Here is a 17,916-nt window from a genome sequence, read left to right on the forward strand (position 1 = left end):
CACGTCGCGGGCACGCCTGGATGAGCTTGGCACGAGCGCGGTGACCGTGAGCCCGCACTGGCAGCCTTGCAGTATGGCGATGCCCTGGATCAGACCCGGGTGGCGTTCCGGTCGAGGATGGCCCGCAAGCGGTCGACATCCGGCGGTATCGCGGCGCCGCGCTTGGGGAGGACGACGATGCCGACGCTGTGCTTGTCGGGTGTCATCAGCACGAAGAGCGTGTCAGTCTCCGCGTACCGGGTGATCATCGGCCACCGGAACGTCGTCTCGCTGTCTTGCGAGGTCAGCCGCACCCCGGCTTCGCCCACAACAGCCCGGAATTCCCCCTGCGGGGCGACCATCCGGTGTACCTGCCGGGCCTGCAGGGCGGGTACCAGCACGTACACACCGATGCACAGGGCCAGCGCCGCGAGGCAGAGCACCGTCAACCCGAGGTGCGGTCCCTTCGGCAACGTGAGGCTCACGACAAGAGCGCCCAGCACGACGATCGCGCTGGCGAGGATAATCCCGCTCTGCAGCCGCCCCGCCGGTGTGGCCCGCATCCGCGCGCGGAGTGCCCCCGTTGCGTCCGCGGTCGTCGGCACGTAGGCCAACTCCACGGTGCTCGTTTCCTGCACGGTCTCTCCCCAGATCGTCGCGCTGCCGAGCCGCGATGCTAGCGGGGCCCGCCGACAGCCGGGGCCCCAGGGCTACGCCTTGTCGAGCTGGCCTGCTCCTTTGCCTTGTCCATCGCGCCCCTGCGCTGGCACCGGATGCGGCAGACGGCGGCTCGGGCCAAGGCGGGGGAGCAGTGGCACGAGTCCGGTTACGTCGATCAGCATCACCACGGACGTGTACACGCACGTCGTTCAGGACACGCAGCGCGAGGCCATCAGCCACATGGACCGGCTGCTCAAGCGGCGGCCGGTTGTGAGTGACCGCCCTCGTTGATGTCAGAAGTGGATGTCAAAGGCCCCGGACCATGATCGGTCCGGGGCCTTTTGCCTGGTGCCCCCGGCAGGATTCGAACCTGCGACACCCGCTTTAGGAGTTTTCCCTGGGCGGGGCTGTGACCTGCGGAGATGCGTACTTCAGGGCGTCTGGCCTGGGATAAGAGCCCTCTGCGGTTCTCGCATGTTCACGGGGTTTCCCGTCCTCATGTGTGCTGGATCCGTTCTGGGGGGCGCCCGAGAGGCTGCCACCGCCCCCGCTGCACGGCGGAGGCGAGCCCCGTGGCTCTCCGGACCGTCTAACTCAGCACGTCAACGACGGTCTCGCACAGATCCCGGTGCTGGAAGCGTTCGGGAAGACCTGGTCGGTGAGGACCACCTGTTCGCCGGGCGTGTTCTGGGCGTAGACCTCGACGGAGGAGGCGTCGACGAGGACGTGCAGGCTCAGTTGACCGCCGTGCAGGTCGAGGGGAGCGCGCTGGACGCCGGCGAAGGTGGGGTCGAAGTCGGTGGCGCCGGAGGCGGTGCGGTCGATGTAGACCTCGCCGGTTGTGGTGTCGTAGCCAATGCGGGTGTGCTGCCCGCCGCCGGTACGGACGTCCAGGCCGAAGCGATCGGCGGTGCTCGGGGTGAGGTCGGATTGACCGTCTATAGCTGATCTCGGCTTTCATGCAGTGATCGTTTTTGACCGATGGAGGGTCACCTGGGGCGGGGGGCCTAACGCATGTGGTGCTGGCAATCTGGTGGTGTCGTACTGCTTGATGTACGAGGATCACATGGGGACCAAGACCGTGGTCTGCGCTTGGATGCGTCCAGGTATCTGACTGATGCCATGCCGAGGGTCTCGGATGGTGAGGGGGGGGAGAGACATGAAACCGGCGGAAGAGCTTCTGGAGGAGATTTCCAGGAAGAGGTCAGCACTGCGGCTACACCGTGCATGGAGTGCGGGAGAGGGACGCATCTACGCGCTACTGCGGAAGGCGGCCGAGTTCAGGGCCAGGGAGATAGACGCCGGGATGCAGACTGATGTTCCCTGGGAAACTCTCTTCGAGTTCTTGGTTGAGTGGCATCACCAGTTTCCGCTTGGTGACGGTGAATGTGATGAGGAGGCGGCTTTCGAAGTACTCACCTCCGCTATCGAGTTCTCACGGTGGGAGCAGATAGAACACAGTATCCGCATGGGTGGTTACTCGGTTAGACGAAGAGGCAGGGATCTTCGAGTTCGCCACGCCTGGGATGTGGCCCTTGAGGCAGCCGACATGTATCTGGAATCACGAGCACGCCCCAGAGAACTACCACCGCTCTCCGAGGTGGAACGGAGGTGGGCGCGGGCTCGCCCCGTCGACTCGCGCGAGGGGCCGCCGTTCGAGGTTTTGAAGGCGTCCGCAGATCGGGCAATGGTGTCTATTGACGCTTGGAGGAAGTCTGCGCCGGAAGGATACTTGCCCGATTCCTTCGCCCTCGGCAACGGACTCACTATGAGGGAAGCCGCGGTTCTCCTGGCCGGCATCATGGGGCTTGCCGACCTCTGTGAACTTGCGGCACGCTCTGCCGTGAGACTGGAGAGCACGCTTGCTCATCTGGATCGGCAGGTGATGGTCGATGCCTTGAGCCAGCTGTGCCCAGAAGTTCCGCCCGCGCATATCGACGACCTGCTTGAGCGGTTGACCTATCGGGTGGGCCGTTCGGCCCGGACCGCGCCTCTGGTTGAGAGTGGAGAGAAGATCATTCTTTGTCCTCCTCTCATCACTTCGAGGGCGGTTGATGTCATTGCGCTGAGAACGGCGGCTCAAGATGCGAGTCGGTTCGGTCGGGTGGGGCATACCTTGGGGAAACGGGCAAAAGAGTGGGAGGACTGGTTTGCCGCGATTCCGGGGGTAGTAGCCCGGAGCGGTGTGAAGGTGCTGCGTGCTGATGGAAAACGCGCGGGCGACCTGGACGTCATAGCTGTCGACGCCGAGAACAAGCTGGGAATCTGCCTCGAAATCAAGTGGCCCATCGACGCTGTCACGCGGCGGGAAGTAGGTAAAGTGGAGAACTGGGTCACCTCTGCCGCAGACCAGTTGGGAAGGGTGCGTGGCGAACTGGAGTCAGGGACTGCCGTGGCCGAGCTGTCGGACGGATGGCCCCAGCTCAGTGAGATCGAGATGACCTGGGGCGTGGGCACACCCCAGCAGCTCTGTCTACGGCCGATTTCCGTGCAGGGCATCTACCCGACCTCGTTGCGCTATCTCATCGAGGCCGGAGACCCGCCGTCGCTTCGCAGCGTTGTGGAGATGCTCAAGCGTCCGGATCTGCCGAAGCGGGGCCTGCACTATTCCGAGGAGGCGTTCACCTTGAGACTGGGGCACCATGCCGTCGTCGTTGACAGAGTCGGACTCAGGCAGTTCGGATGGCGCCCGAGATTTCCTAACCTCGCATGAGGCATACGTCATCCGAGTGCCTTTTCTTTCACAGAGTGGTCACTTGGTGTACGTGACTCGCAGCTTCGGCGGGTAAGTCTGCCCGGCCTTCTGCGCCCGCCGAGTAGTCTGGGGGATCCTGGGAGCCGTCTCCGAGTGCTTGGAGCAGGTTAAGAGGGCCGCTCCGCGTCCGGCCTTGCGAGCAGCCGGAGTTGGGTCAAATTCTTGCTCCTGCGCTGGACCGTCAGCTCACGCATCGGGCACGCACGAAGCCCGGCGTCCTGGAAGGCGAAGGTACAGCTGGATTCCGGTCAGCCCACTCCGGCGGGCGATGACACTGAGGGCCAGGCTCGCGTGTCTTCGCGTGCTCACACCCCCCACGCAGTGAACGCCGCCCAGTGGACGGGCGAGGCAAAAGGCCGCTCGTCCACGGCGTTCGCAGGCCGGACGTACCTCCTGGCCAGGTCGGCCAGGTGTGGGTGGGCGGCGGTGTACCGCGCGAGGTCATCCCACGTGAGATGGCGCAGCCAGGTACGCGAGTGGCGCAGCGCGGGTGCTGGGAGTGCGCCGGGCGTGGCACCGGTGGGTGCGAGCAGTTCGTACAGGCGCGTCATCAGCAAGGCGGTCGCCACATCGTCCACCTGCCACAGACTGGCGACCACGCAGGCCGCTCCAGCCTGGAGAAAACCCGCAGGGAGTCCGATGAACTCGTCGGGTGCCTCGATGATCTCGTAGTGTCCCGACTGGCAGGCGCTTGCCACCACGAGGCGGCAGTGCGGGAGTTGACGCTGAATGAGCATGTCCATGCTAAGAGGGCCGTCGGTGAGGGCCAATGAGGCGCCCCGACTGACGATGTCCGCGCCCCCGTGGCAGCTTAGATGAAGGTGCGATGCCTCGGAGAGATGGTCGAGCAACCAGCTCACGGTGGCATCAGTCCCCACCGCGCAAACGGTCTCGCCCCATGGCTCGAACAGCGCCCGAATCTCGGCGTACTCGCTCCGAGCGCCTGGGAGCGAACCGTCGGGGTCGGTGACGGCCACCAGCCGAGACACCGAAGTCGGCGTTCGCGCAGCCGCCGCACGGGAGGCGGCGTACACGCCCGCCGACGGGGCGAGCATCAGCGTCCCGATGGCGTCGCATACGTCGTCCGTTCCTGGGCCGAACGGTACGGCGTTCAGTGGCGCGTGCCCCAGCAGACCGGTTGGCACGACGACGACCTCGCGCTGCGGGTCCTCCGCGAGGAGCCGGGCGATGGGGCGCAGGAGCGGGGCGAGGCCCCGGAGGCGTTCGAGGGCCGTCGGGAGCAGACGGCGGCGCTTGAGGACCCCAGCCTGCTGGACCAAGAGCAGTCCTATGGCGGCATCGTCCGGGTCCAGGGCCAGGAGGTGGACGATCGAAGTGCTGCTCACCTCGGGGACGAAGATGGTCCGTACGGCGGGCGCCCCCAGTGCCGCACTGGGCATGTCGCCGCTTGCTTCAGGTGTGTCGGGCTTGCGGGGGATCACAAGGACGTAACTGCCCCAGGGAGCGTTCACCAGGTATGCGAGCGGCGTGCCGCCAGCGGCACGCACGATGTCGGTCAGCTCGGTGGTGCGCAGGAAGCCCTCGAAGCCGGGGATCGCGCGGATCTCCTCGATCACCGTGCGCATGGCGCGTTCCGCCGCTGCCTGCACGTCCGCCGCTCCTACGGACGGGCCACCGGGTGAGGCTGCGGGTGCTTCCGCGACCAGGGCCCGGTACCGCTCGCGGGCCTGCTGGTAGCGGCGGGCCATGGTGGGGTCGACGCGCTTCAACGCCTCCAGGTCCACCGCGCCTCGCCCGGCCACCACCGACAGCTCGCAGGCCAGACCTCGTTCGATCGCTTCGATGGCGCGTTCCGGGCGCCCCGCACGGGCCAGCAGGAAGGCAGCCCAGCGGGCGATCCCGGTTGCCTGGGCGAGCACGCTCCGGCGGCCGGCGGCGGTGACCTGGGCGTCGTACATCGCGTGGACGGCAGTCAGCATGTCCGACGCGACGTCGGCAGCTCCGGCCCAGTCCTCGGCCGTGGCGAGGGCGTTGAGTACTTCCCGGGCGATGGCGAGGTGAAGGGATGGGGAGACGTGCGGTGATGCAGTAGCCAGGGCTGCGCGGCGCAGCCGCACGCTCTCGACGCTGCCTGGCCCGTCGAGGAGGTCGGTGGCCTGGGCCAGGAGCCAGGTGATTCGGCTGGTGTCGAGGAGGCCCGGGCGCTCGGAGTCCAACTCGAGCACGGCGGTAGCCGCTTCCCAGGCACCGCGCGGGTCCGCAGGTTCGTGGGAGAGCAACAGGTCGGCCAGGTTGCACTGCAGTTGCGACCACAGCACGGGGTCATCACTCGGGCGCAGGTGTCGCAGGGCGTCCCGGTAGCACTGCTCCGCCTCCCGCACGTCTGCTGGTTCGGCGCGTCGATACAGCAGCAGTCCCAGGTTGAGCATGGAGTATGCCCAGTCGACTCGGCCGCGCTCGGGGGACCGTTCCTCAGCCCTGCCCTGACGTGGCCGATGCCCAGGGTGAGGTCAGTGGAGTCGCCGCTCGGGCGTTCGGCGAGCAGCAGCCCGTAGTTGGTCTGGATCCGCGCCCAGAACTCTGGGTGGGAGCGGCGGTCCAGAGTGGTGGCGCGAGCGAGTAGGTCGCGGGCGGCCTCCCAGCACTCCAGCCGGTCGCCGTCGTCACGAAGGTGCTGGGCGGCAGCGAGGTTGTTCGCCACCTCGACCCACTGCAGGCTGCCCTCGGGCAACCGAACCAGAGCGCGTTCCAGGACGCGCAGCGCCTCGGACAGATCGGCATCCAGCCCGGTGCGTACGGCGACCACCAAACGTTCGCCGAGTCGGGCAGCGAGTTCCGTCTCTACCTCCTCCTCGCCCAACTGCTCGGCGAGCTCCAGCGCGTCGCGGGCCAGCGGGATCACCTCCAGGCTGTCGCTGGTACGCACCTCGACGTACATCGCGTGCAACCGGGCCAGCAGGTCGTCACCGAAGGCGGCCAAAGACGCGAAGTAGCGGTCCACCGCCACCCCCAGTGGCACTCGGCCGCCACACAAGCCGTCCAGCAGGTCGTGGCGGATGCGGAGCGCAGCCTCCACCGGGGTGCCGGCCGCCGAGCGCAGCTCCTCCATCCCAGCGTCGCGCACCCGGGTGTCGCCGGTGAGCTCAGGGTGGGCGCGAACCAGGTCAGCGAGCTGGTCCGGCGGGCTTCCCATGATCGCCCGCAACAGCTTCCTGGCCTGCTCTTCGTCCTGGTCCTCCGCCACGCACTCCAGGAAGAACCGGTAGTTGGCAACTGTCGGCGCCCCGTACGACACCAGCTCCTGGCATGCTCTCTCGGGATCCACCAGGTCCCGGTCAACGTCGCGGGTCAGAGCGAACGGCAACAGTCTGCGGGGCAGTGGAATCACCTGCCCGGCAAAGAAGTCGCTGCGGAACGCCCCGGCGCGCTCGGCCTGGTCAACCAGAACAGCTGCTCCCACCGGCCCATCCTGCTGGAGCTCCGCCATGGAAGTCGCGTACAGCGCTGGTGGCGTCACCCCTGGGCGCAGGATCAACAGCGGCGCCTCGATGTACGTCCGGGTGCCACAGCCAGGACAGTCCACCCACCACACGCCGGGGCCGAAAGCATCCGGAGCGCCAGGGCTTCCGAGGACGTCGGCACGCTCACGGCCGTCGACGATGTGCCACACCGGGACCCGGCACTCCCTGTCGCACTCCTCGCACTGCCACGAGTAGGGCGCCCTCACCGAAACCGTCATCCCCGGCTTCCCACTACTTGCCGTTGGTGAGGTGGGACAGGAGCGCTGTCAGCAGACGACTCAGTGTGGAGTCCCGCAGGGCTCGCTTGTGCACGGTTAGGCTCCATCTGCCGCGCGCATCCCGCTTGACCATGACCTCCGTCTGGAGGAGCGTGACGGCCAGAACACCGACGGAGAGGGACACAGGGTCGAAACGGTCACTCGGCGACCGTGCGTACTCGACGGCCTCAACGACCACGTCCACCAAGTCCTCGTGCGCTGCTGCGTACTCCAGCGCGAGGCGCGCCAAGTCGCCCTCGCCGACCGAAGAGCTGATCGACTGCAGGTACTCCGCCGTCTCCTCCGTGTCTACGGCGACTCTCAACTCGTCGTCCTTCGCGGGCATGTCGTTGGCTGAGGAAATGAGCCCGCGATCCTCCACCAGTGCCGTCAGCGCCCGAACGGCCTCCGCCTCGGAGAGCGTACGGATTTCCTGCAGCAGATCATCTCGTTGTGACATGGTCCAATTGTGGCCCTTCCGCATTCGCCGGTGGGGAGTTGCTGGAGCCGACATGAGCCTGGGCGCGTGAAGAAACTGCTGCCCGTCTACGGGCCCGGCCGACCAGCTTGGCTGGGCCGTCCCATCTACTGGGTGCCGACGACGGAAGGGAGCGCCATCGGGACTGAAGGCGCTGCCCGTGCCTGCCGCTGGGCTCAGGCAGCCTGCCAGGTGACGGTGTGCTTGGGCGTACGCCAGTAGTTGGGGCCGCCCAACGCGTCTCCCCGGATTTCTGCGTCAGGCTCGGAGCTGCTTGACCATGACGGCGTACACCGGTGAGTCTGCGAACGGTTGCTGCTCGCCGGTCTTGGCGTACCCCCACGACTCGTAGAGCGCCTGCACCTTGGGGTGGGTCACGTCGACCAGGAGTACAGCGAGGTCCTCCGTTCGCTCCTTCAGGAGCGCTTCGTGGAGTCGTTCAGAGATTCCCTGCTTGCGCCAGTGGAGGCGCACCATGACCTCAGACACGGCGTATGTGGAGAAGTAGCCATTGTTCGGCCGGTACCCGGTGGAGCGCCACCATTCGCGGCCGGGCGCGAGCGGAGCGCCGTAGGCGAAGCCGGTCGGTTCTTCTCCGTCGTAGGCGACGACACAGGAGAAGCCGTCCATACCGGACCAATGGTCGGCGAACCAGGCGAAGCGTTGGTGGAAGGGGTCGTCCATCTGGTCGGCGTAGGCGTCAGCGTGTACGTCGATGAGCATCTGACGGAAGCCCTCGGGGAGGTTTCCGTGCTGGAAGTGACGCAGGTCGGTCACGCTCGACTCCATTCGGTGCGCATGCGGTCTGCCCAGTCTCGTGCGTAGGCGGTGGAGGGAGCCCGGACGAACAGGCCCCGGTGGAAGTCGCCGATGAGCGTGCGCATGCGGCCCGGCAGGGGATCGCCGTCCATGATCGCGAAGACGTCGGAGGCGGTGACCGTGGCCTGCTCGGCTTCGCCTTGGTGGAGCTGAGCGAGGGCGAGCTGCGCGGTGGCGAGGGCCTTGTTGCGCCGGAAAGCTGCCGGGATCTTGGCCAGGGCGCGGTGGGCCATGGCCTCGGCGTGGGCGGGGCGTCCGCTGTTGAATTGCACGATGGCGGCGAGGTGGTCGAGTTCGGCCTGGCCGTAAAAGGCCGTCCAGCGAGGGCGTTCGCGCTCCGCCGTCTTGGTGTAGGTGTCCTGGGCAGATCCCAGGGACCGCAGGCCGGCCCGCCTGTCCCCGAGGGCCGCGTATGCGAGGGCGGCGCGGACCCGGCCCAGTGAGTCGAAGAAGGGGTCCCGGCGAGCTGCGTAGGAGGCTTGTGCCGCTTGTGCCGCCGCGAGTGCTTCGGGCCAGTTGTGCCGCTGGTAGGCGAGCATGGAGAGGTTGACCCATACCCGCATCTCGGTGGGGCCGTCTTGGGAGAGGCCAGCGTAGGTCGCGGATTCGTTCAGGTAATTCTGGGCCTGGTCGAGGTTGCGGGCGTCGATGCAGGACCAGGCCGCGATGGTGGTGTACTCGGCAGCCAGTGCATACAGGGCGCGGCGGACGCGTTCACTGGCGTTGCGCTGTTGCAGCTCCAGGACGCCGTCGCGGCCCGCGGCGGCTGCCCTTTCCAGTTCGGAGTGACCGCCTTGGCGGTCGTCGGCTTCGACGAGTGCGTTCATTCCGGCGGCGGCGCGTGCCACGTCCGACATGCCGACGGCGCGGCGTTGGGCCACCAAGGGGACGGCTACAGCTGCGGTCCCGGTGGCCGAGGCGATGAAGGTGCGACGCCGCACGGGATCCTCCTCCTGCGGGTGGTGCATGGTGCGTGGTGCGCTGAACCCTAAGTCCTCGACCGGACAGCCGAACACCCGCTCCAGAGCGGCGCATGTGCGTCCGATGGGCCGGCGCGAGGTTCCGTTCAGCAGGTTGCGTACCGTTCGGGCGGAGACGTCGCCGGGTCGGCCGGTGATGTCCGCGAGTGCGGTGTTCATCCGGCCTGCTAATTCCTCCTGCGTGAGACCGAGTTCGTCCATCCGGCTCTTGAGGATGGCGTTCGCTGCCATGTCTCCGACGGTAGACCGACAGCATCGAGCGAACCAGCCCTCAGATCACGGGACCGCAAAGTCTTCCGGTTCGAGGCGACCGGCGAGGGAGCGACCTTTCCTGTTCCCGTCCCCTTCCGGGTCGTTGACTGGTCATCGCCCGTCGGGAGGTTCCGATTCCCCCTTCCTCTCGGCGGCATGGAGAAGAGCCCGTTCCGTCGTCACCCCGTCGGCGGGGCGGGCGTCCCACCCTCGGAGTGATGTTCTCGTGACCATGACCGCAGCTCGACCTACTGCGACCGGCGCGCCCGGGTACACCGAGACGATGCCGTGTGAGCCGGAATCCGCTCGCCGGGCCCGTCTGCTCGTCTCCGCTGCTCTGAATACCTGGGGCATAGGTGAGTTGGCTGGGGACGGTGCCCAGGTCGTCGCCGAGCTGGTCAACAACGTGGTCCGTCATACGCGGTGCCGTGTCGTCCGGGTCCGGGTCACGCGGCCGGCCGAGCGCGTGGTGCGCATCGGTGTCGCCGACAGCTGCCGGGACACTCCCGAGCCGGGCAACCTCGATGACGACTCGGAGGGAGGGCGCGGCCTGCTCCTGGTCGAAGCCCTTAGCTGGAGATGGGGTTACGACCGTAAGCGCTGGGGCAAGGTCGTGTGGGCCGAGCTGGAAGTGCCGGGCACGGAAGCACCGGTCGCATGTTGAGGCCCCGCATTTCGTTACGGCTCATGCGGGCAGACGAGCTGGTGGACGATCCGGCCCCGGACGCCTGCGTGGAAGTCACACTCGGGCCCCTCCAGCTGGCAGACGATTGCGATTCGTCGATGTTCGCCGAGCCGCTGCGCATCACACCGGCCGATCTCCTCCAGCTGCATATGGAGTCCGACCTGGCGCTCGGGGAGATATGCGCCGAGGTCGGTCGAGCGGACAACGCATGGCAGCGGCATCTCGGCCGCTGGTACGCCGAGGGCCGAGCCGCCGTCGAGGCCAGGGAGCCGGAAGTAGCCCTGCTCACGCGTGTGCTTGAGGGCCTTCGACGGCAAGTGCTCGCGCCGGTCTGATCCCGTATGGCGCCGACCGGCACTCACTGCTCCCGCTGGGCACATGAAAGCCGCAGGTGGCCGGCGGGCAAGCAAGACAGTCACCACACAGGTACTTCCACCACCGAAAGGAAGATTGTGTTCAACCACATGGATCGCTTTCCCACGGGCAGCCCGCTGCCGCAGGGACACCTGACCGCCGTCCCATGGGGCCTGCGCCGGATCGCCCCGTACCCGCCCGTCGAGGACTCCGGTTACGCGACGGTGAAGTTGGACCCGGCGACGCAGACCGCCCGGTACTTCGACGCCTCCGGGGCGCCCACCATGTCCCCCGGCCACGGCACATCTTCCGGTACGAACCCCAAGACCGGCACCACCGGCCAGGGGGACCGCAACAGCGACTCCCCGGACAGCGATACGGGCAACGACACCGACCAGTGACTGTGGTGACGAACGACGAGCGTCCGGTCCTGGTCGTCACCAACCTTGACGACCCGACCGCGGACTTCGTGATTGCCGAGCTGCACGACCGGGGTGTCCCGGTCGTGCGGTTCGACTCCGGTGACTTCCCAGCCACCCTGTCGTGCTCGGCCGCCATCGGCGGCGACACTGACGGCTGGCGGGGAAGCGTGCAGACCCCGAGCCGACATGCCGAATTGGGCGCCGTCCGCTCCATGTACTACCGGCGCCCCTCCGGATTCGCCTTCCCTCACCTCGACCAGCAGGATGCGCGGTTTGCCGTGACCCAAGCTCGCTACGGGCTCGGCGGCATCCTGACCTCCCTGCCCGGCTGCCTCTACGTCAACCACCCCAACCGCATCGGCGACGCCGAGTACAAGCCCGCCGGCCTCGCGGCAGCGGCGGCGGCAGGCTTCAAGGTGCCGCCTACGGTCATCACCAACGTCCCGGACGACGCACGGGCTTTCATCAAGGAGTACGGCCCGGCCATCTTCAAGCCGATCTCGGTGCCGCTCTACCTGGTCGACGGCCAGGCCCAGACCGTCCCGGTGACCGAAGTGAGTGCCAACGAGATCGATAACTCCGTGACCGGCACCATGCACCTCTTCCAGAAGCGCGTGGACAAGGTCGCCGACATCCGGGTCACGGTGATCGGCGAGCAGATCTTCGCCGTGCAGATCGACTCCGGTCTCCTCGACTGGCGGACTGACTACAGCACTCACACGTACACGCCGCTTGCGGCCCCGCCCGCGGTGGAGCAGTCGATGCACGCCTACCTGAAGCACTTCGGGCTCGTCTTCGGGGCGTTCGACTTCGCCCTGACCGACTCGGGTGAGTGGATCTTCATCGAGTGCAATCCTTCCGGGCAGTGGGCATGGATGGAGCCGCCCACCGGTCTGCCAATGACCGCCGCACTCGCCGACCTCCTGGAAGGAGGTGTCCATGGCCAGTGAGCCCGATATCGAGACGGCCGCTGCCGATCTACGGCTTCGGCTCGCCCGCCAGCTGAAGGAGGACGGCCGGCTGCGGTCGCCACAGTGGCGAGCCGCCGTTGAAGCGGTGCCTCGCCACGTGTTCGTCCCGCGCTTCTACCGGGAGAGCGACGCACCTGGCGTAACCACTTGGGAGCCCGTGACGCCGGAGACTGTCGACCAGGACGAGTGGCTCCGGCTCGTCTACACCGACGAGACATGGATGACCCAGTTCGACGGCCACGACATCGACTGGACCGACCCGAAGCCGATCAGCAACGCGGCCCCGACCTCGTCATCGACCCTGCCCAGCCTCGTCGTCCGGATGCTCGAAGACCTGGACGTGCACGACGGCATGAACGTGCTGGAGATCGGCACGGGTACTGGTTACTCGACGGCCCTGCTGTGCCACCGGCTCGACAGCGGCAGAGTGACCTCGATCGAGACGGACGAGGGCGTGGCCCGACGCGCCCGTGAGGCTCTCGCCAGTGCCGACTACAGCCCTCACCTGCTGGTGGGGGACGGCCGCGTCGGCCACCCGGACGGAGCGCCTTACGACCGGCTGATCGCCACCTGCGGCTTCCGCAACATCCCACCCTCCTGGCTGGAACAGGTACGGCCGGGCGGCGTTATCCTCACCACCTTGCGCGGCTGGATGCGCTCCCTCGGCCTGGTCAAACTCATCGCCGCTGGCAACAGCGCGAGCGGCTGGTTCAGCGAGGACGACCCGAGCTTCATGATCGCCCGCCAGCAGGATGCGCCGGAGAGCCTCGGCATGGTCCCGGGACCTGCCGACGGAACGAAGCGGAAGGCCGCGTACGGACCGGAGGCACTTACCGACTCCGGGCCGGCGTTCATGGCACAACTCGCCGCACCGGACGCCCGATTCTTCTCCATGGCGGTCGACGGCAGCCCGCTCAGCACGTTCGTACTGGACAGCGTCACCGATTCCTTCGCCGTACTCACCGCTGCCGACAGCGGCTGGGAGGTCCGGCAGGGCGGCCCCCGGCGTCTCTGGGACGGGATCGAGTCGGCCATCGCCACCTGGGAGGAGCACGGCGCGCCGAGCACCGCCGCGTTCGGAGTGACCGTCTCCCGCGACGGACAGGTCGTCTGGCTCGGAAACCCGAGCGGTCCGCAGTGGCGGCTACCCTCCTGACACAGCCACCACCGCCGACGCGAGGAACGCAGGATGGACGACGAGCCGCTGAAGGACTGGGCGGAACGCCGTGACTCGAAGATCGGCCGACTCCGCGCCGTACCTGTCGTCTCCGGCGATGGCCCCAAGGCATCCCATCTGAACCCGGACGCACCCCGAGCCATCGAGCGCTGGAACGGACATACGTGGGAGCCGTACGGCTTCGTCGCCAACCTGGCGGAGGCCAAGGCCTCCTGCATCCCGAGGTCAATGAGCCGACGCCGACCGGGCCGGTGCCGAAGCCGCTCGGCTCCGGCACCGGCAAGCACCGCAAACCCCAGTCACCCACTTCGGACGGTGGGGGCCCAGCACAGAGGTGATCAGCGCCGCCGAGCCCGAGACCGCTCCGGTCGCGGAGCCGTGGAAGGCACTGCGATGTGATGCGCACGGGTTACTGCCTGCGTGCGTGGGCCTGGTACGTGTCTGTCGGCGAGACGGTGGATGCGCCAGGTCAGTGCTCGTGCGGGGCTGTGGGCGTCGTCCAGGGTGCGCTGGGTGAGCGCCTCGCTGAGGACGGTGGACGCGTTGTGGCCAGCGGCCTCCGCCGCGGCGAGCGCGGTGGTGAGGGCGTCGAAGGCGGGGTCTTCGATGATCTGATCGACGTGCTCGGGTACTACCTGGCGTAGTTGTCGGATGTGCCGATTTGCGGCCTGCCGAGGGGGCCGACGGCTTGCGAGGGCGGCCAGGGGCTCGGCCGAGGCTTGGTCGTAGGCGGCTTGGAGGTGGTGCAGGGTTTCTTGGGCGGCGGCGACTTGCTGGTCGTGGTGGCGCAGCTCGTGCCAACGGGAGGCGGCGATCGCGACGAGGATCGCGGCGTCCAGGAACATCGCCAGGATGGCGCCGTCCTTGGGGGCGGGCTCGCGGACCATCGCCCGCACGGCGCCGCGCAGAGCGCGAGTGTGGTGGTGTGCAGCCCCGATGCGGGAGCGCGTGGCGCGCTCGAACGCCGTGGCTGCTTCCCGTAGTTGAGTTCTCAGGGTCTGGGGCGTGAGGAGGGAGAGGGCGTCGAGGGCTTCGCCGAAGGCAGCGAGGTGGGCTTGGGAGGCTTGGTCGTCGTCCTGGTCGAGGTGGTGGGGTATGCGTTCGGCGGCGGCGGTGGCCTGGTGCCAGGGGTTGGGCCTGCGCCGGCCCGGCTGGTCGGCGGGCTGCCGGTCGATGGCCTCCAGGCGCTGTCGGATCTTGGGGAAGGACAGGTCCGGGGCGAGTTCGGACCCGGAGAACCAGACGGGGTCCTTGCCGGCGGTGGTGGTGTCTTCGGCCGCGATCTTGTAGCCGCGTACATCGCCGGAGGGGAAATACACGACTTCCACGAGCACGCCGTTGAGGTGGCTGAGCAGGTGAATGAACTCCTCCATGCTGGAGGCGGCGGCCACGGCGGTGCGCACGGTGGTGCGCAGCCGTTCGCGGGTGGGCTTCTCCTGGCCGGCGCGGAGGGCCTTCTCCTGCTCGGCTCGGGTGGGCCGCTTGGCGGCGGTGCGGTCCCCGCGTACGACCTTGTGCAGGCCGTATTCCTTCTCGATGGCGGCGAGTTCACGGTCGGCGGTGAGGTAGTCGTTCCAGTGCCGCGCGGTGCGCAGATCCGCTCGGACCTTGGTGGCGGCGATGTGGATGTGGTCCGGTGCGTGGCGGACTGCGACCCAGCGGCAGCCGTCCGGGTCGTCGTCGGGCGCGATGCCGGTGGCGGCAACGACGCGGCGGGCGATGGCGGCCCACTCCTCGTCGCTGAGAATGCGGTCTTCGGGGGCGGCGCGTATGGAGCAGTGCCACACGTACTTCTCGGGGGCGCGGCCGAGCCTCCGGGCCTGCTTGACGTGCAGGTCGAGGTCGGCGACGAGGAGCCTCGTGGTGGCGTCGAAGTCGTTGGTGCGGCCGGGGTCGGGGGCGAAGCCGTCCCAGGAGGCGACCAGGTGCGGGTCGGTGTGGTCCTTGGATTTCTTCGTGTCGAACAGGTACCGGATCAATCCGGCGGTTTCCTTGCCGCTGCTGATCTTCGCGATCATCGGGCCGCCTTCTTGGCGACAGCCTGGTTCGCGGCGGATGCGATGTGGCGGATGGTGGCGCCGACCGCGGTCAGGGTGCGTTCGGCCTGGGTCAGGACGGCGGTGTCCCCAGGCTGTGGATGGCCGCCGAAGTTGAGCTTCTTGGCGATCTGGTTGATGTTATGGCCGATCTTGGCAACCTCGCTGCGGAGGGCGGTCAGCTCGTCGATGTAGTCGTCGAGTTCGGTGCGCTGGCCGGGCATGGCGAGATCACCATGGACGTGGGCCATGACGACGGCGCCGACGTAGTGGGCGCCGGCGATGTTCAGCAAGCGAGCTTCGCGGAGGATGTCGGCCTTCTCGTCGACGCTGTAGCGCACATCGACGCGTTCTTTGCGTTGCACGGCTTCGCGCTGGCGGCGACGGGCGACGCGGTGCAGCGCGGCGACGTCAGCGGCACGCGGCAGTTGGGCGACGGCGGTGCCTGCGGGCTGTTTCCCCTTGGGCGCCCCTTGGTGCCCGAGCCCCTCCGCCACCCCCGGGGCGGAGGGATCCCCGTTGAGCCGACCCTTGGACGGTCCAGCGGGATACCTTGCTGCGCTGTCTGGGGCTGAGGTGGTGTGCATCTGCTCCTGAGGTATGGGCAGTTCGTGGTGCTGTTCGCGCATGGTGGTGCTCCGGTGCTGAGGGGGCGGGAGGTGCGTCAGGTGCGTCGCATCCGTCCCATGCCTGGTCAGCACAGGTACGGACACTCGAGGAGGTACGGAGAAGTCCGTCCCGGTGAGGACATCCGTCCCCGCGCTGACCTGCGCGGGGACGGATGCGACGCAGTGATACGGACCCAGGCGGAGGCGGGTCAGCGGGCGCGTTGGGGGCCGGCGGGTCCGCCGGGCGGGCCGATGGGCAGCTGGCCCGCCGGGGCGGCGGGTGGCTTGCCCTGAGCCTGGCGCGCGGGTGTGGCGTCGTGCGCGGGGGCGGGCGCCGTCTCGGTGAGGTCGGGGCAGTGGCGGGCCCAGCTGTCGAGGAACCGGTTACGGGCGTACCCCTTGGCCTGCCTGCCCTTGTCGAACCGGTAGTTGGCCGGGCGGATGTCGAAGTCCCGCAGCATTCTGCCCAGGTGATAGGCGTTGAGCCCGTTGGTGCCGTGCTCCGCCCAGGGGGCGTCGGGGTCCTGGAGCAGGGCGGTGACCAGATCCAGGGAGGACAGGGCCTCGGGGTTGCCGTGTGCCTCGAAGATGCGGTGGATGTCGCGCAGCAGCCGTGTCTTCAGGTTGGTCTGCTCGTCCTGGACGGCCTCGTACCGGGTCATCGCCACGCAGGCCGCACGGGCGCTGGCGGGCCAGTGGCCGCCGGCCAGGTCGGCGATGATGACCAGCGGTTCCCAGGTGTCTGCCGCCCGGTCCTCCACCGGCATGGTCGGCGCCATGAGGCCGGCCGTGCCGCGCAGGGTTCCCAGCCAGGCGGCCAACTCGTCCCGCAGTGCGTTCAGTTCCGGTGTGGCGTAGCGCGAGCGGAAGGGGGTCACCTTCTCGCTCGGCTTGCGCTTTTGCATGCGGAGCACGACCGCCCGGTCTGTGATCGTGTCGGGCAGGTCGCCGATCGAGGCCAGTGCGGCCATGGCGAAGGTTGGATACGGGGTTGGTTTGTGCTCCGGACCGGAGATACGCCAGGCGGGCCGGTTGCGCTGGTGTCCGGCGTTCAGCAGGCCGCGAAGTTCCTCGTTGTCTCCGGCCTTGCTGAAGATGGTGTCGGCCTCGTCCACCAGGATCGTGCGCGGGTTCTTGCCGATGATGCGGAAGAGCACCGCCGTGGACATGTTCACCGTCATGATCGGCTGGTGGACGGTCTCGTGGAGCACGTCCAGGACCCGGGACTTGCCGCCGCCCTTCGTCGGGCCTACGACCGCCAGACGCGGCGCGTGCTGCAGCGCGGTCTGGATGTGCGTGGCCGCCACCCACAGGGTGGCCGCTGTCAGCGCCTCGTCACTGGGCAGCACGACGTACTTGCCGATCGCCGCCCGCAGCTCATCCAGCAGTTCCGCACCCTCACCGGACCCCCTTTCCCCAGGGTCTGCCGGCCCCCGAGGAGGCCGGGGACCGACCTCGTGCTCCGGTCCCCGTGCGTCGACGGGACCGGTCCCCTCCTGCTGGACGGTGTCCGCCACGAGGGTGTGGGTGCCCGGCGACTGGCGGGGACCGTGCTCACGGTCCCCTGGTGCAACTGCAGCCTCTTGGGGACCGGTCCCCGATTTCAGGCCGCTGGCCTGCGGGTTTGCGCCGGATGTCGATACGGGGACCGGGACGTGCGGGGACCGAGCAGCGGGCACGTCGCGGGGACGGTCCCCAACGGCAGCATCTGCAGGCGGCTGGGGACGGTTTCCGTGGGCTTCCACATCCGCCGAGTGCTCGACGGTGCCCGACGCCGGGGACCGTGTGTCCGCCTGATCCCTGCGGCGCCAGGGGACGCCCTCGCCGGGGACGGCGGGAGTGGGCCAGCCGGTCGGGGAGGTGTTCGTGGAGCTGGGGGACGTAGAGTCCTCCATAGGCGTTCCTCTCCGGTGAGAGGCAGGACGGGCAAGGTCCCGCCCCTCACCAGCTCATTCGTTCAGGGATGGGCGATCAGTTGGGAAGTCTTCGGCCCTCGGCGTT

At 68.1% G+C, this 17,916-nt stretch carries 17 protein-coding genes and 1 pseudogene; 8 read left to right on the forward strand and 10 right to left on the reverse strand.

Annotated features, from left to right (window positions below):
• Positions 1 to 89 precede the first annotated feature (89 nt).
• Positions 90 to 584, reverse strand: coding sequence for a YcxB family protein (locus ACIBK3_RS35690; RefSeq protein ID WP_399371807.1), 495 nt, complete (start codon positions 582 to 584; stop codon positions 90 to 92).
• A 135-nt stretch (positions 585 to 719) separates the two neighbouring features.
• Here ACIBK3_RS35690 and ACIBK3_RS35695 point away from each other — a divergent pair.
• Positions 720 to 930: pseudogene (locus tag ACIBK3_RS35695) on the forward strand (site-specific integrase); the annotation flags it as partial.
• A gap of 303 nt (positions 931 to 1,233) precedes the next feature.
• Here ACIBK3_RS35695 and ACIBK3_RS35700 read toward each other — a convergent pair.
• The gene (locus tag ACIBK3_RS35700; RefSeq protein ID WP_399372017.1) at positions 1,234 to 1,581 is read right to left on the reverse strand and encodes a GH32 C-terminal domain-containing protein; all 348 of its coding nucleotides are present in this window, start codon (positions 1,579 to 1,581) and stop codon (positions 1,234 to 1,236) included.
• 217 nt (positions 1,582 to 1,798) lie between these two features.
• Between ACIBK3_RS35700 and ACIBK3_RS35705 the strand changes: the two genes are divergently transcribed.
• Positions 1,799 to 3,352 (forward strand): hypothetical protein, encoded by a 1,554-nt coding sequence (locus ACIBK3_RS35705; RefSeq protein WP_399371808.1) that lies wholly within the window; start codon positions 1,799 to 1,801, stop codon positions 3,350 to 3,352.
• A 347-nt stretch (positions 3,353 to 3,699) separates the two neighbouring features.
• On the opposite strand, the gene ACIBK3_RS35710 is transcribed toward ACIBK3_RS35705, so the two are convergent.
• The 5 genes from ACIBK3_RS35710 to ACIBK3_RS35730 form a co-directional block, all read right to left on the reverse strand.
• Complete coding sequence (locus ACIBK3_RS35710) at positions 3,700 to 5,334, reverse strand: CHAT domain-containing protein (RefSeq protein WP_399372018.1); 1,635 nt, start codon at positions 5,332 to 5,334, stop codon at positions 3,700 to 3,702.
• Complete coding sequence (locus ACIBK3_RS35715) at positions 5,328 to 6,815, reverse strand: hypothetical protein (protein WP_399371809.1); 1,488 nt, start codon at positions 6,813 to 6,815, stop codon at positions 5,328 to 5,330. The genes ACIBK3_RS35710 and ACIBK3_RS35715 overlap by 7 nt, the downstream gene beginning before the upstream one ends.
• A 292-nt stretch (positions 6,816 to 7,107) precedes the next feature.
• On the reverse strand, positions 7,108 to 7,593 hold the full coding sequence (locus ACIBK3_RS35720) for a hypothetical protein (RefSeq protein ID WP_399371811.1): 486 nt from the start codon (positions 7,591 to 7,593) through the stop codon (positions 7,108 to 7,110).
• A 276-nt stretch (positions 7,594 to 7,869) separates the two neighbouring features.
• Positions 7,870 to 8,400: a GNAT family N-acetyltransferase gene (locus ACIBK3_RS35725; RefSeq protein WP_399371813.1), complete on the reverse strand. Its 531-nt coding sequence runs from the start codon at positions 8,398 to 8,400 to the stop codon at positions 7,870 to 7,872.
• Positions 8,385 to 9,641: a helix-turn-helix domain-containing protein gene (locus ACIBK3_RS35730; protein WP_399371814.1), complete on the reverse strand. Its 1,257-nt coding sequence runs from the start codon at positions 9,639 to 9,641 to the stop codon at positions 8,385 to 8,387. The genes ACIBK3_RS35725 and ACIBK3_RS35730 overlap by 16 nt, the downstream gene beginning before the upstream one ends.
• Before the next feature lie 253 nt (positions 9,642 to 9,894).
• Between ACIBK3_RS35730 and ACIBK3_RS35735 the strand changes: the two genes are divergently transcribed.
• The 6 genes from ACIBK3_RS35735 to ACIBK3_RS35760 all read left to right on the forward strand — a co-directional run bounded on the left by ACIBK3_RS35735 (position 9,895) and on the right by ACIBK3_RS35760 (position 13,670).
• Positions 9,895 to 10,326: an ATP-binding protein gene (locus tag ACIBK3_RS35735; RefSeq protein WP_399371815.1), complete on the forward strand. Its 432-nt coding sequence runs from the start codon at positions 9,895 to 9,897 to the stop codon at positions 10,324 to 10,326.
• 23 nt (positions 10,327 to 10,349) lie between these two features.
• Positions 10,350 to 10,682 carry a hypothetical protein gene (locus tag ACIBK3_RS35740; protein ID WP_399371816.1) on the forward strand — a complete coding sequence of 111 codons (333 nt, stop codon included), beginning with the start codon at positions 10,350 to 10,352 and terminating at the stop codon, positions 10,680 to 10,682.
• Between the two features lie 117 nt (positions 10,683 to 10,799).
• Positions 10,800 to 11,102 (forward strand): putative ATP-grasp-modified RiPP, encoded by a 303-nt coding sequence (gene tgmA, locus ACIBK3_RS35745; RefSeq protein ID WP_093501793.1) that lies wholly within the window; start codon positions 10,800 to 10,802, stop codon positions 11,100 to 11,102.
• 5 nt (positions 11,103 to 11,107) lie between these two features.
• A complete protein-coding gene (gene tgmB / locus ACIBK3_RS35750; protein WP_399371817.1) occupies positions 11,108 to 12,073 on the forward strand; it encodes an ATP-grasp ribosomal peptide maturase in 966 nt (321 codons plus the stop codon).
• Positions 12,063 to 13,250, forward strand: a complete 1,188-nt coding sequence (gene tgmC / locus ACIBK3_RS35755) for an ATP-grasp peptide maturase system methyltransferase (protein WP_399371818.1) — start codon at positions 12,063 to 12,065, stop codon at positions 13,248 to 13,250. Before tgmB ends, tgmC begins: the two co-directional genes overlap by 11 nt.
• A gap of 33 nt (positions 13,251 to 13,283) precedes the next feature.
• The gene (locus tag ACIBK3_RS35760) at positions 13,284 to 13,670 is read left to right on the forward strand and encodes a DUF6087 family protein (protein ID WP_399371819.1); all 387 of its coding nucleotides are present in this window, start codon (positions 13,284 to 13,286) and stop codon (positions 13,668 to 13,670) included.
• Here the strand turns inward: ACIBK3_RS35760 and ACIBK3_RS35765 are convergent.
• The 3 genes from ACIBK3_RS35765 to ACIBK3_RS35775 all read right to left on the reverse strand — a co-directional run bounded on the left by ACIBK3_RS35765 (position 13,610) and on the right by ACIBK3_RS35775 (position 17,432).
• Positions 13,610 to 15,289, reverse strand: a complete 1,680-nt coding sequence (locus tag ACIBK3_RS35765) for a relaxase/mobilization nuclease domain-containing protein (RefSeq protein ID WP_399371820.1) — start codon at positions 15,287 to 15,289, stop codon at positions 13,610 to 13,612. The two genes, ACIBK3_RS35760 and ACIBK3_RS35765, sit on opposite strands and share 61 nt — an antisense overlap.
• Entirely contained in the window at positions 15,286 to 15,936 is a 651-nt protein-coding gene (gene mobC / locus ACIBK3_RS35770; RefSeq protein ID WP_399371821.1) for a plasmid mobilization relaxosome protein MobC, read from the reverse strand. Before mobC ends, ACIBK3_RS35765 begins: the two co-directional genes overlap by 4 nt.
• A 188-nt stretch (positions 15,937 to 16,124) precedes the next feature.
• Positions 16,125 to 17,432, reverse strand: coding sequence for a DUF3631 domain-containing protein (locus ACIBK3_RS35775; RefSeq protein ID WP_399371822.1), 1,308 nt, complete (start codon positions 17,430 to 17,432; stop codon positions 16,125 to 16,127).
• Between the last annotated feature and the right edge of the window lie 484 nt (positions 17,433 to 17,916).

Origin of the sequence: Streptomyces sp. NPDC050287 (assembly GCF_044459385.1) — a bacterium.
Lineage (GTDB): Bacteria > Actinomycetota > Actinomycetes > Streptomycetales > Streptomycetaceae > Streptomyces.